The sequence below is a fragment of the Nocardia otitidiscaviarum NBRC 14405 genome, assembly GCF_000308635.1.
Taxonomy (GTDB): Bacteria; Actinomycetota; Actinomycetes; order Mycobacteriales; family Mycobacteriaceae; genus Nocardia; species Nocardia otitidiscaviarum.
Genome location: NZ_BAGD01000027.1, coordinates 76,208 through 88,692, shown reverse-complemented (window position 1 = coordinate 88,692; position 12,485 = coordinate 76,208). Strand labels below are relative to the sequence as shown.

At 69.5% G+C, this 12,485-nt stretch carries 13 protein-coding genes; 6 read left to right on the top strand and 7 right to left on the bottom strand.

Translation table 11 applies throughout. The features are described 5' to 3' along the window. Positions 1–56: 56 nt before the first annotated feature. A complete protein-coding gene (locus ON31_RS03860) occupies positions 57–974 on the bottom strand; it encodes an aminodeoxychorismate lyase (RefSeq protein WP_029930869.1) in 918 nt (305 codons plus the stop codon). Between the two features lie 89 nt (positions 975–1,063). Between ON31_RS03860 and ygfZ the strand changes: the two genes are divergently transcribed. From ygfZ to ON31_RS35400, 4 genes are all read left to right on the top strand, one after another. Continuing rightward, positions 1,064–2,179, top strand: a complete 1,116-nt coding sequence (gene ygfZ / locus ON31_RS03855) for a CAF17-like 4Fe-4S cluster assembly/insertion protein YgfZ (protein ID WP_039809288.1) — start codon at positions 1,064–1,066, stop codon at positions 2,177–2,179. After that, entirely contained in the window at positions 2,176–2,913 is a 738-nt protein-coding gene (locus tag ON31_RS03850) for an MOSC domain-containing protein (RefSeq protein WP_081592195.1), read from the top strand. The genes ygfZ and ON31_RS03850 overlap by 4 nt, the downstream gene beginning before the upstream one ends. 70 nt (positions 2,914–2,983) lie before the next feature. Beyond that, positions 2,984–3,946, top strand: a complete 963-nt coding sequence (locus ON31_RS03845) for an asparaginase (RefSeq protein ID WP_039809286.1) — start codon at positions 2,984–2,986, stop codon at positions 3,944–3,946. 172 nt (positions 3,947–4,118) lie between these two features. Beyond that, positions 4,119–4,331: a DUF3073 domain-containing protein gene (locus ON31_RS35400; RefSeq protein WP_081592194.1), complete on the top strand. Its 213-nt coding sequence runs from the start codon at positions 4,119–4,121 to the stop codon at positions 4,329–4,331. A 176-nt stretch (positions 4,332–4,507) separates the two neighbouring features. Here ON31_RS35400 and ON31_RS37500 read toward each other — a convergent pair whose 3' ends face one another. From ON31_RS37500 to purF, 3 genes are all read right to left on the bottom strand, one after another. Beyond that, entirely contained in the window at positions 4,508–4,678 is a 171-nt protein-coding gene (locus tag ON31_RS37500) for a hypothetical protein (RefSeq protein ID WP_218007286.1), read from the bottom strand. Between the two features lie 41 nt (positions 4,679–4,719). After that, positions 4,720–5,799 (bottom strand): phosphoribosylformylglycinamidine cyclo-ligase, encoded by a 1,080-nt coding sequence (gene purM / locus ON31_RS03840; RefSeq protein WP_029930864.1) that lies wholly within the window; start codon positions 5,797–5,799, stop codon positions 4,720–4,722. 111 nt (positions 5,800–5,910) lie between these two features. Then, a complete protein-coding gene (purF, locus tag ON31_RS03835) occupies positions 5,911–7,461 on the bottom strand; it encodes an amidophosphoribosyltransferase (RefSeq protein WP_029930863.1) in 1,551 nt (516 codons plus the stop codon). Between the two features lie 113 nt (positions 7,462–7,574). Here purF and ON31_RS03830 point away from each other — a divergent pair, with 113 nt between their 5' ends. After that, on the top strand, positions 7,575–8,918 hold the full coding sequence (locus ON31_RS03830) for a YhgE/Pip domain-containing protein (protein WP_051036795.1): 1,344 nt from the start codon (positions 7,575–7,577) through the stop codon (positions 8,916–8,918). Positions 8,919–9,056: 138 nt separating this feature from the next. Here the strand turns inward: ON31_RS03830 and ON31_RS03825 are convergent, their stop codons facing one another. Together ON31_RS03825 and ON31_RS03820 are read right to left on the bottom strand one after the other, a co-directional pair. After that, positions 9,057–9,446 (bottom strand): sterol carrier family protein, encoded by a 390-nt coding sequence (locus tag ON31_RS03825; RefSeq protein ID WP_039809284.1) that lies wholly within the window; start codon positions 9,444–9,446, stop codon positions 9,057–9,059. 129 nt (positions 9,447–9,575) lie between these two features. Then, positions 9,576–10,214 (bottom strand): CPBP family intramembrane glutamic endopeptidase, encoded by a 639-nt coding sequence (locus ON31_RS03820; RefSeq protein ID WP_255221973.1) that lies wholly within the window; start codon positions 10,212–10,214, stop codon positions 9,576–9,578. Here ON31_RS03820 and ON31_RS36480 point away from each other — a divergent pair. After that, positions 10,192–10,599, top strand: a complete 408-nt coding sequence (locus ON31_RS36480) for a hypothetical protein (protein ID WP_147287036.1) — start codon at positions 10,192–10,194, stop codon at positions 10,597–10,599. The genes ON31_RS03820 and ON31_RS36480 overlap by 23 nt on opposite strands. Here ON31_RS36480 and ON31_RS03815 read toward each other — a convergent pair. Next, a complete protein-coding gene (locus ON31_RS03815) occupies positions 10,592–12,367 on the bottom strand; it encodes an alpha/beta hydrolase (protein WP_255221972.1) in 1,776 nt (591 codons plus the stop codon). The two genes, ON31_RS36480 and ON31_RS03815, sit on opposite strands and share 8 nt — an antisense overlap. Positions 12,368–12,485: the final 118 nt, after the last annotated feature.

The following is a 12,485-nucleotide window of genomic DNA, read 5'->3' as shown; positions in this document are numbered from 1 at the left end:
CCCCCAGGTCCCCGCGCGAGCCCTTCCGAAGGTCATCCGAAAGGCCCGCGGCACCCTCACCAGTCGGCGACGCTGCCCGCCCGCGCCACCCCGCGGTTCACCAGTTCGATGATCTCGGGAGCGTGGTCCGGCGCCGACATCCGCAGTCCGTCGAGCGAGTTCACCCGGGCGGCCAGGGTGATGCTGGAGAGCATCCAGATACTGTCCGCGGTGATCAGTTCGGCGACGAACATCGGCTTGTACAGGCATTCCCAGCCCGCCTTCTCGGCCTCGGCGAACAGCGCCCGCTGCGTGGTGCCGGGCAGGACGCCGACCTTCGGCGGCGGGGTGATGAGCTGCTTGTCGCGCACGATGACCACCGTGGAGCGCGGGCCCTCCAGCACCTTGTGCTCGGTACTGGTGAAGATCACGTCGTCCGCGCCCATGCGGTGCGCGAAACGCAGCGCCGCCATATTCGTCGCATACGACAGGGTCTTGGCGCCCAGAAGTTGCCAGGGCGCGGCCTGGGCCAGATCCACCGAGATTCCACGCGACAGTGTGATGACCGAAACACCCTCGGTGCGCGCGGTTTCCACCCGTTGAGGCACCGGCAGCACCAGTACGTAGCCGGTGGTCGCGGGCTCGGCCGGAGTCAGCTCCTTGTTGGCGGCCTGCCCGCCGACGCCCTGCTCGCTGTCGCGGCCGCGGGTGAGCACCATCCGCAGCAGCCCCTCGCGGGACTCCCCCCATTCCTTGGCCGCCTTCTGCACGGCGGCGCGCCAGGCGTCGAGATCCGGTGGCGGCAGCTCCAGGGCCTCCGCGGATCTGCGTAGTCGCGCCAGATGCGATTCGATCGCGCACGGCTGGCCGTCGCGCACCAGCACGGTCTCGAACACGCCGTCGCCGCGCAACACACCGATGTCGTCCGCATACAGCAACGGCGCGTCCGGATCCCGGATCGCGCCGTCGAGGGACACCAAAACTCGTTCCACCATGGCAAGTGAGCCTAGGACAGATCGTGCCCGGTTACGCGGGTTCTCCACCGCCGACGCAAGGCGGATCGGCCAACACCTATTGTGGGTATGTGTCCTCCGAGGTTGCACCCAGCCCGATCCTTTCCAATCCAGGGGCAGTCGCAGGGCTGCCCGAGTCTCCGGATTCGGCTGTCGCGTGGCATTACGGCGATCCCTTCGGCGAGCAGCGCGCGGCGGCGCAGCGGGTGGCGGTGGTGGACCGTTCGCATCGCTTCCTGTTCACCATCACCGGCAAAGAGCGGCTGACCTGGCTGCACACCGTCTCCAGCCAGCATGTGGCGGAACTGGGCGACGGACGGTCGGCGGAGAATCTGGACCTGGATCTCAACGGCCGCGTGCTCAACCACTTCGTGCTGACCGAACTCGACGGCACGGTGTGGATCGACACCGAGGCCGAGCGCGGCCCGGCATTGCTCGACTTCCTCGCGAAAATGGTGTTCTGGGCCGACGCCAAGCCCGAGGCCGCACCCGACCACGCCGTGCTGAGCCTGCTCGGGCCGCGCGTATCCGAACTGACCGACACCCTGGGTGTCGCCGCGCTGCCCGAGGTCAATGCGGCGGTGGCGCTGCCCGGTGGCGGGTTCCTGCGCCGCATGCCCTGGCCCACGGCCGATTCCTACGATCTGATCGTTCCCCGCGCGCAGCTGGGCGACTGGTGGGCGCGGCTGCGCGACGCCGGGGCCGAGGCCGCCGGAATGTGGGCCTACGAGGCGCTGCGGGTGACGGCGCTGCGCCCGCGCATCGGCGTCGACACCGATGAGCGCACCATTCCGCACGAGGTGCACTGGATCGGCGGCCCGGCCGAATTCGGCGCGGTACACCTGAACAAGGGCTGCTACCGCGGCCAGGAGACGGTGGCCCGCGTGCACAATCTCGGCAAGCCGCCGCGGCAGCTGGTGCTGCTGCATCTGGACGGCTCCGCGGATTCGCGTCCGGCCACCGGTGATCCGGTGACCGCCGGTGGCCGCGCGGTCGGCGTGGTGGGCACGGTGGTCGACCACTACGAATTCGGCCCGGTGGCGCTGGCCCTGATCAAACGCAATGTCCCGGTCGATACCGAGCTGGCGGCCGGACCGGTCGCCGCCTCCATCGACCCCGATTCCGTACGTGCCCACGACGAGCCGCAGGCGGGTCGCCTGGCCGTGGAGAGGCTGCGCGGCCGATGAGCGACGAACTCACCGCGGCGGCGGAATCCGTGCTGCCCGAGCACTCCGCGGCCCCGGCGGCGTCCAGCACGGTCGGCACCGTGCTGGCCGTGTGCGTGGTGCACGCCGATATCGAGGTGCCGGGCCGGGTCGGTCGCTCGGCCATCGATAAACGCCCGGTCACGCGGCGGGTGCGAGTGAACAGGCTCAGCCTCGACGGCGATCACGTGTGCAATACCGAACACCACGGCGGCGAACACCAGGCCGTGTACGCCTACGCCCAGGAGGACGCCGAACGCTGGGGCCGCGAGCTCGATCGCGAGCTGCCCTACGGCTGGTTCGGCGAGAATCTGCGCATCGGCGGCCTGCCGGTGAGCGATGCGGTACTGGGTGAGCGGTGGGCCATCGGCGACGCCCTGTTCGAGGTGAGCGCGCCGCGCGTCCCGTGCGCCACCTTCCAGCACTGGACCGGCGAGCAGCAGTGGGTGAAACGCTTCACCCTGCAATCGGATACGGGCGCGTACCTGCGGGTGCTCACCGAGGGCGCGATCGGCGCGGGCGACGAGGTGCGGCGGATCCACATTCCCGCCCACGGCATCACCGTGCGCGACCTGTTCGGCGGCCGCGATCAGGCACTGCTGGACCGGCTGCTCACCGAGGAGCCGACCATCTCCGACGATGTGCGCATGCAGATCGAGCGCCACCGCCGCCGCAACGACCGCGCTGCCGCGACGGGCGCGGAGCGGTCGGCATGAGCGGTCAGGCGCGGCGGCGGCAGCGGAGCGCGACCATGGAGCGCCCCGCCCATGCTCGAAGGGATGCAGCATGAGTGTGGAACTGGTCGAGGTGGTGCGGTCGGGTTTCCGCGAGTGCGTGCACCGCGGTTCGCTGGTGATCCTCGACCCCGACGGTGAGCCCACCGTGGAGCTCGGTGAGGTGCACGGCCCCATCTTCCCGCGCTCCACCAACAAGCCCATGCAGGCGATCACCCTGCTGCGCCATGGCTTTCATCCCGTGGACGACGCCGAGTTGGCCATCGCCACCGCGTCGCACTTCGGCGAACCCGATCACGTGGAGCTGGTGCAGCGGCTGCTGGACCGCTTCGGCTTCACCGAGGACGAGTTGGAGTGCCCGCCGGATCTGCCCTTCGAGGAGCAGGCCCGCGCCACCGCGCTCGCCGGGCACGACCGTGCCAAGGCGGCGCGCCGGATCTACATGAACTGCTCGGGCAAACACGCCGCCATGCTCGCCACCTGCCGGATCAACGACTGGCCGACCCGCGGCTACCTCGATGCCGGGCATCCGCTGCAGCGCGCGGTCACCGACACCATCGCCGATATCACCGGCGAGCCGGAAACCGATCTCGGCCTGGACGGCTGCGGCCTGCCGATCGTGCCGGTGTCGCTGGTGAACCTCGCCCGCGCTTACGCCACCATGGCCACCGCCCCCGCCGGCTCCCCGGAGCGCCGGGTGGCGGAGGCGATCCGCACCCATCCGCGAGTGATTTCCGGCACGGACGGGCCGGATCTGCGCGTGATGACGGCGACGCCCGGACTGGTGTGCAAGATCGGCGCGGACGGGGTGCACGCGGGTGCGCTGCCGGACGGTTCGGCCTTCGCCTACAAGATCGATGACGGGCACGACCGCGCCCGGGTACCGCTGACGCTGGCCATTCTGCAGCGTATGGGCGTCGACTGGACCGACGACCACGCCGAGCTGGCGGCTCCCGCCGTGCTGGGCGGCGGCGCCCGGGTCGGCGTGATCCGGGCAATTCCCGGGCTGCTCTGAGGTCTGCCGGAAACGGCGTCGCCCCGGTCGGAACGGCACTCGCGAGGATCTTCCGGCACTCATGGAAGCGCGACCGCCTGACACACGCTAAAGTGTCTGTCAGGAAGATATTAATTCGAACGGGGCCGCCAACCACCCCAGGCCGCCCCGCAGTGACGCGAGGGGGTCAGCCATGGGCCGTGGCCGGGCTAAGGCAAAGCAGACCAAGGTTGCGCGCGAGCTGAAGTACAGCTCGGCACCAACCGACTTCGCGAGCCTTCAGCGCGAGCTGTCGGGAAGTTCTTCCCCCAGCTCGCAGCGGAGTGGTGTGCTTTCCGACGAGCACGACGCGGATGAATCGTCGCGTTGGGAAGAAGAAGACACCTACGACGACTGGCGCCGCTGACTCGGATCGAATCGACGTGCTAAGGGGGAGGCCGTGACTGGCCTCCCCCTTAGCGCGTCGATTTTGCCGTGATTCACGGTGTCGAGGGCTCGAACTACATACGACACATCGGCGTCCCCGCGCAGTCGCGAAGGGGCGCTGGTGCGTTTCCCGCTACGCCCTAACGGGATTCGCGCTCAGGGTCGCTGTTCGTCGCGCACGATTCCGTCCGCGACGAACAGCAGCACCTGCCGTACGGCGCTCGCCAGTTCCGCGCCGTGCGCCAGGTGGAGCCGCTGCGTCTCCAGGCAGGCCAGGATCATGTCGGCCAGCCGAGCGGACCGCCGAATGCGAACCGCCCCGGCCACGGTGGTGGTCGGGGCGGTTCGGTGCGTGAGTGCTCAGGCGCTCAGAAGCGCGGGTGGTCTCCCACCAGCACCGCGCGGGCGGCGTCGGCGTCCTTGGCCTTCTTGACCGTGCCGAGGGTCCAGCATTCGATGTGGCGGGCGGTGAGGACGGCCAGCGCGCGGTCGGCGTCCTCGGGCGCGACCACGGCGACCATACCGACGCCCATGTTGAACGTCTTCTCCATTTCGACACGCTCGACGCGGCCGCGCTGGGCGATCATCTTGAAGACCGGGGCCGGGTTCCAGGTGCCGCGATCGAGTTCGGCGACCATGCCCGCGGGCAGCACACGCGCCAGGTTGTTGGCCAGGCCGCCGCCGGTGACGTGGGCGAAGGTGCGCACATCGGTTTCGGCGATCAGCGCCAGGCAGTCCTTGGCGTAGATGCGGGTCGGCTCGAGCAGTTCCTCACCGAGGGTGCGGCCGAACTCCTCCACGTGCCCGGTGAGGGACATGCGGTCGATGTCGAGCAGCACCTTGCGGGCGAGGCTGTAGCCATTGGAGTGCAGGCCCGAGGCGCCCATGGCGATCACCACATCGCCGGGACGCACCCGATCCGGGCCCAGCACCGCGTCGGCCTCCACCACGCCGACGCCGGTGGCGGACAGGTCGTAGTCGTCCGGACCCATCAGGCCCGGATGTTCGGCGGTCTCACCGCCCAGCAGCGCGCAACCGGCCTGGACACAGCCCTCGGCGATACCGGAGACCAGTTCGGCGACCCGCTCGGGCACCACCCGGCCGACCGCGATGTAGTCCTGCAGGAACAGCGGTTCCGCGCCGCACACCACGAGATCGTCGACGACCATGGCGACCAGGTCGAGTCCGACGGTGTCGTGCTTGTCGAGCGCCTGCGCGACCGCGATCTTGGTGCCGACGCCGTCGGTGGAGGCGGCCAGCAGCGGCTCGCGGTATCCACCCTTCAGCGCGAACAGCCCGGCGAAGCCGCCGAGTCCACCCTGCACCTCGGGTCGGCTTGCCTTCTTGGCCAGCGGTGCGAAGAGCTCAACTGCCCGATCGCCGGCTTCGATGTCCACTCCGGCCGCCGCGTACGACGCACCGGCACCGCTGGGGGTCTGTTCAGTCATTGTCTTCGGAGAGCTCCAAGCCGAATCGGTGGATAGATGCCTGCTCACGCTAGCATTACCGGCTCCCCGCGACTTCAGCGCACGGCTGAGAGCCGTCGGCCCGAGTTCCGATCAAGGACGGCTCAATGCGCTGGCATTGGCGTTGTCGGCCAGCAGTTCGGTTTCCGTCGCACCGGTGAGCATGCCCTCCAGCACGTTCTTGCCGATGGCGGCCTCGGTGGGGAGGGTGATGGGGTACTTGCCGTCGAAGCAGGCGCAGCACAGGCGGCTGCGTGGCTGTTCGGTGGCGGCGATCATGCCCTCGGTGGAGATGTAGCCGAGGGTGTCGGCGCCGATGGAGCGACGCACGCCCTCGACCATGTCCTCGAAAGAGCCCTCGCCCGCACCGTTGGCGATCAGCTCCGCCCGCGAGGCGAAGTCGATGCCGTAGAAGCAGGGCCACTTCACCGGCGGCGAGGCGATGCGAACGTGGATCTCCAGCGCGCCCGCCTCGCGCAACATGCGGATCAGGGCCCGCTGGGTGTTGCCGCGCACGATGGAGTCGTCCACCACGATGAGGCGTTTGCCGCGAATGACCTCGCGCAGCGGATTGAGCTTGAGGCGGATGCCGAGCTGCCGGATGGTTTGGCTGGGCTGTATGAACGTGCGCCCCACGTACGCGTTCTTCATCAGCCCCTGGCCGTAGGGCAGTCCGGAGCCCTGCGCGTAGCCGACGGCGGCCGGGGTGCCGGATTCCGGCACCGGGATGACCAGGTCGGCGTCGACGGGATGTTCGGCGGCCAGCCGGCGGCCGATCTCGACGCGGGTGGCGTGCACGGAGCGTCCGGCGATGGTGGAGTCCGGGCGGGCCAGGTATACGTATTCGAAGACGCAGCCCTTGGGTTCGGGATTGGCGAAGCGCATGGACCGCACCCCGTCGGCGTCGATCGCCAGCAGTTCGCCCGGCTCGATCTCGCGCACGAAGGACGCGCCGACGATGTCGAGGGCGGCGGTCTCGCTGGCTACCACCCAGCCGCGATCCAGTCGGCCCAGGCACAGCGGCCGCACACCCCACGGGTCACGCGCCGCGTACAGCGTGTGCTCGTCCATGAAGGTGAGACAGAAGGCGCCGCGCAGGGTGGGCAGCATCTCCATGGCCGCCTGCTCGATGCTCTTGTCGGCGGCGGCGTGCGCGAGCAGCGCGGTCATCACGTCGGAGTCGGAGGTGGCGCCCAGGGATCCGGCCAGTCGCCCGCTGATCAGGCCCAGTTCCCGTGCCCGCGCTCCCAATTCGGCGGTATTGACGAGATTTCCGTTGTGTCCCAGCGCGATTCCGGTGCCGACCGCGGTGGTGCGGAAGATCGGCTGGGCGTTCTCCCAGGTGGTGGAGCCGGTGGTGGAGTAGCGGCAGTGGCCGACGGCGACGTGACCGGGCATGGCGGCCAGGGTCTGCTCGTCGAAGACCTGGCTCACCAGGCCGAGGTCCTTGAAGACCAGCACCTGCGCGCCGTCGGCGACGGCGATGCCCGCCGCTTCCTGACCACGGTGCTGGAGGGCATAGAGCCCGTAATACGTGAGCTTGGCGACATCCTCACCCGGTGCCCAGACACCGAAAACACCGCATTCTTCACGCGGTTCGTTCTCGTCCTGGTCGGCTGCGGCGGCGGAGGGGTGCAGATTCACCGTTTGCTCCCTGTTCGGCGGGCTGGGGGCACGCACCAGTCTACGGGTAATCACGATGCAACCCGCCGTTGGGATAACCCGGGTGGCGCGGCGTTTGCTGTTAGCTTTCTCCGGTGACGACCAGCGATACCCCGGAACCTACGCCACGCCGGCATCTCACCCCGATCAAATGGGGTTTTCCGATCATCGTCGTCACGCTGCTGGCCTCGTTGCTGGGCGTGATGTACCTCGACTATGTCGTGGATCCGGAAGAGAATCTGCACGACTTCCCGATAGCACTCGTGAATCAGGACGTCGGCGACACCATCGGCGCGCCCGGCCAGGAAAAGCAGGTGAACTTCGGCGATCAGGTCGCCGCCGGACTGCGCGAGGCGGTGCCCGCGGACAAGATCGACCTGCGCGAGCTCGGCATCAACGAGGCGCAGTTGCAGATGCAGCAGGCGCAGGTCTACGGCACCATCATCATTCCCAGCGACTTCTCCAAACGGCTCGGCATTCTGGGCGTGGGAAGTGTGGTGCCTGGCGACATCTCGAAGCCGGTCATCACTCTGCAGACCAATCCGCGCACCGGCGCGTTCGCGACGGCTATCACCCAGAAATTCGGTGAGGAAGCTCTCAGTCAGGTACAGATCCAGGTCGGCAAGCAGCTGACCGAACAGGTCAACGCCCAGCTGGCGCCGCCACCGGACGGGCCGCCCGCGCCGGAGCTCACCGCGGCTACCCGGGTGGCGCTGGCGGAGCCGCTGAATATCGTGGTCGAGCAGTATCGACCGCTGCCGAACGGTTCCGGTGAGGGTCTGACGGCCTTCTTCTACAGCCTGCTGCTGCTGTTGGTCGGCATGGTGGGCGCGATGATCATCCATCAGCTGATCGATTCGGCGCTGGGCTTCCTGCCGACCGAATGGGGGCCCTGGTACGTGCATTTCCCGCGCGCCCCGATCTCGCGGACGCGGACGCTGCTGCTCAAATGGGCGGCGGTGGCGGTGATGGCGGTGGCGGTGTCGGCCGCGCTGCTCGGCATCGGCGCGGCGCTGGGCATGCCCATCGACAAACCGCTGCTGCTGTTCATCTACGGCGCGTTCGTGATCATCGCGGTCGGATTCACCTGCACCTCGGTGCTGGCGGCGGTGGGCACGGCCGGTCTGATCGTCAACCTGATCATCTTCATCATTCTCGGTCTGCCGTCCTCCGGCGGCACCGTGCCGATCGAGGCGACGCCGAAGTACTTCGGCTGGCTGGCCAATTTCGAACCCATGCACCAGGTGTTCCTGGGCACCCGCGCGATCCTCTACTTCAACGGCAGCGGAGTGGCGGGATTGACGCGCGGGGTGTGGATGGCGGCCCTGGGGCTGGCGATCGGCGTGGTGTTCGGGCTGGTGATCACGCGGTACTACGACCACAAGGGGTTGGAGCGCAAGCCGCTGGAGAAGGACGCGCGGGCGGCGGCGCAGGCGTAGCGGCGGCAGCGCAGACGTAGCGGCGGCAGCGCCGCTCGGCGGGGATCGTCGGCGGGCATGGGTTCGGCGTTCGCGCTCTCCGGGAGAGCGCGCTGCGCTTGCCCACCCTGCGCCCCTGGCGCAGACTGCCCACGCGGGTCAGTGCGGGCGGAGGATGGGGAGCCAGCGGGCGATTTCGGGGGCTCGGGTGCCCGAGGCGGTCAGTGCTCCGGAGTGCAGGGCCTGGTCGAAATCCAGGAGTCCGGTGGCGAGGAGGAGCCAGGTGCGAGGGTCGGTTTCGACCACGTTCGGTGGAGTGCCGCGAGTGTGGCGCGGGCCTTCGATGCACTGCACCGCCACGAAGGGCGGGACGCGGACCTCCACCGAGGCTCCGGGGGCATCGGCCGCCAGGGTGCGGGCGGTGCCCTTGACCGCCGCACCGAGTTCGGCTCGGGTAGGACCGGGCGCGGTCTCGTCGCGCAGCCAGGGTTCCAGCGCCGCCAGGGCCGCTCGCAGTTCCTCCGGGTTCACCGCCGCTCGTCGTGCCACCCGACGAGGCTAGCCGCTCCGGCCGACACCGGGATTCGGCACGCCGCCGCACACCGTCGGCAGACAGCGGGCGGCGGCGGGACGTCACTGCGCTCGCGGCACGGCTGATCGGGCAGTGGCGTCGGGATGTCACTCGCCGACCAGAATCTCCGGGGGCTCCGAAATGCGCCGGGCAAGCAGCGGTGCGAGCGCGCCGCCCGCATTGAGGGCGAGGTGGAGCAGGGCCGGTGCGGTGGCGCTGCCGGTGCGGTGCCGGAGGTGGTCGAAGAGCAGGCCCGCGGCGGCGGTGATGGCGACCGCGGCCGGGATCGGGTCGCCCGCCGCACGCGCCGGGTGGATGTGCCAGAGCCCGAAAACCGTTGCGCCGAGCCAGGTACCGCCGGTACTGAAGGTGTCGTCGAGCAGCGGGGTCAGGGTGCCGCGGAAGATGAGCTCCTCGCTGACGACGGTGCCCACCGGTATGTGCAGGCCGACCCATTCCGCGTGCGAGGTCTCCGGCACCCGCTCCGCGATCTCCCCCACCCGCTCGCGCAGCCCCGGAACGGCCAGTGCCACACCGTAACCCGCCAGGGTGAGCCCGGCGGCGGCCAGCCCGACCCGCCACCCGCTCGCCGAGAACCACCCCGGACGCCCCCGGAACAGCACGGCGTACCCGCCCGCGAAGGCCAGGTTGGCGGTGGTGCGCCCGCGCATACTCAGCGCCAGCGCGGGCAGCACCCGGTTACTCCACAGCAGCGGCAAGCCCATGGCCGCAGCGGCTTTCGGCAACGCCCGCCACCGCTTCCGCCCCGCTGCCGACCTCGCCCACGCGCGCGGCCCGAGCGCGGACAACTCCCGCGACCGTCCACCGGTACTCGACCTCGCGGATGCACCCGCAACGTACGCAATCCCGGACCCCGCCGCCGAGCCCGCCACCGCGGCCAGGGCGTCGCCCGACGACTTCCCGGCCATCCCGGCCGTCCGTGCTGTCGCGGCGAGCCCACCACCCGCCGACATTCCACGCACCACAGCAGGACCCGCCATCGCGGCCGAACCACTACTCGACGACACCCCGCGCACACCGGGCCGCGACGCCTGTTCAGCGCCGCGGCCCGGACCACGTCCGGACCGCGGCGAGGATTTCGCCCGGTACAGCACCCCGACCCCTACTTGACCGCTCGCTCGTAGTCCTCGGCCAGTTCGATCTGGGTGCGGATCTTCTCGCGCAGTTCCGGGTTCCAATCCGGCGGTGCGGCAATGGCTTCCCAGCCGTCGAGGACCAGGGATCCGTAGCGGTGGCCGTGGCCGTCACTGACGCCCTGGGCGTTGGTGAGGTCGGCCGCTACCTGCCAGAAGGTGACGAAGGGCCACCACCGCATCTGCGAGGACACGTCCGAGCCGCGCGGCTCGGACAACCAGTCCGGTTGGGAGAGGATGAGATCGGTCGACCACCAGACGATCGGGTCGGAGGCGTGCATGAGGTAGGCGATGCGGGGTTGCCGCCATTCCGTCGACGGCCGGGCGAGGTCGGCGGCGTCGGCGGCGAAGCGCACCACCAGCCCGTCGGCGTAGATGGGCGCGACCTCCCGCGTCCCCGGGTCCCGGCGCGAAACGAACTGCTCCCACAGCCGATTCGAGTTGGGTGGCCCCACCCACAGCGCGCCGTCGACCTTGGAGCGCAGGTCGGCCAGCCCGTCGAACGCGGCCTCGGAGCCCTGCGAACCCAGACTCTCCCCGTACACCAGCAGTTTCGGCCGCTCCTCCACCGGCCGCCGCGACCAGGCGGCGTAGACGGCGTCGAACATCTTCTTCCCCGCGGCCGCCACCTTCTGCCGGTCGGCGAGGAACGACAGCACACTGGGCAGGTACGAGTACTGCGACGCCACGATCGCGGTGTCCCCGCCGTACATGTATTCGATGGCGGCGGCGGCCATGCTGTTCACCCAGCCGGTGCCGGTGGTGGTGACGATCACCAGCACCTGCCGGTCGAAGGCCCCGGTGCGTTCGAGTTCGGCGACCGCCAACTCTTCCTGGGTGATGTCCTGGCCGGCGGATTCCAGCCCCACGTACACGCGAATGGGCTCCTTGGCCGGTTCGCCGGTGATCGAGCTGATGAGCAGCGGGTCCGGCCCGTGTGAGACGAACCAGCGACCCTCCGAGCCGAGGGTCTCCCACTCCGACAGCGACGCCGGGCTGCCCGAACGTTCCGGCGCGACCGGTTGGACGGCGTACGGCGACATCTCGTCGTTGCGCACGCTGAACGCCGAGTTGGCGACGGCGAAGAACGCCTGGGTGGCGACACCGTTGAACAGCGTGATGACCAGCACCACGAGCAGCAGCGTCCCGGCGGCGGGGGCGAGGTGCGGCGGCACCCGCACCCAGCGGCTGAGCTGGTGGGCGAAGAAGCGCACCACCTCGCGCAGCGTCCGATACGCCGCCACCACCAGCACGCCGACCAGCAGGCTGAGTCCACCGGTGCGCAGGTACGCCTCGGTGGTGGTGCCGTACATGCCCATGAGCGAGAAGATCTCGCGCTGCCAGTCCGCCGACAGCACCAGCATGTAGGCGGCGACCAGCGCGCAGGTGAGGACGACGGCGGTCTTCACGGCGTCGCGCACCCACATGGGTGGGGTGCTGATTTTGATCCTGGGCCGTACCCACCGCCGGAACACCCACTCCAGCACACAGCCGACGCCGTAGCCGAGCGCCGCGTTCACCCCGGAGATGAGGCCCTGGAACAGCCAGTCGCGCGGTAGCAGCGAGGGGGTGACGGACCAGGCGAAGAACACCGTGGCGACCACCAGTCCGACGTGATTGAGGTCGATGATCTCCTCGATCCTGCGCCAGACGGGGGCGGCTCGGCGCACCCATATCGACACGGGCCGTACCGCGACGGCGCTACCGGTGCGCAGCCGCGTCAGAGCGTCGGTCGTGTCGAGCACCCGTCAAGTATGGCGGTAGGCTGCCCGAATCAGGGGATTCGGTGGCGTGACGTCGCTCAATGGTGATGCGGGTAGGGTATCTACCCTGGTGGCTCGAGTAGAACTACGCGGGTCCGCG

Coding starts and splice junctions, on each gene's coding strand:
- purM (WP_029930864.1), bottom strand. CDS start 5,799: ATGACTGAACAGACCCCCAGCGGTGCCGGTGCGTCGTACGCGGCGGCC.
- ON31_RS35400 (WP_081592194.1), top strand. CDS start 4,119: ATGGGCCGTGGCCGGGCTAAGGCAAAGCAGACCAAGGTTGCGCGCGAG.
- ON31_RS03860 (WP_029930869.1), bottom strand. CDS start 974: ATGGTGGAACGAGTTTTGGTGTCCCTCGACGGCGCGATCCGGGATCCG.
- ON31_RS36480 (WP_147287036.1), top strand. CDS start 10,192: ATGGCCGCAGCGGCTTTCGGCAACGCCCGCCACCGCTTCCGCCCCGCT.
- ON31_RS03850 (WP_081592195.1), top strand. CDS start 2,176: ATGAGCGACGAACTCACCGCGGCGGCGGAATCCGTGCTGCCCGAGCAC.
- ON31_RS03845 (WP_039809286.1), top strand. CDS start 2,984: ATGAGTGTGGAACTGGTCGAGGTGGTGCGGTCGGGTTTCCGCGAGTGC.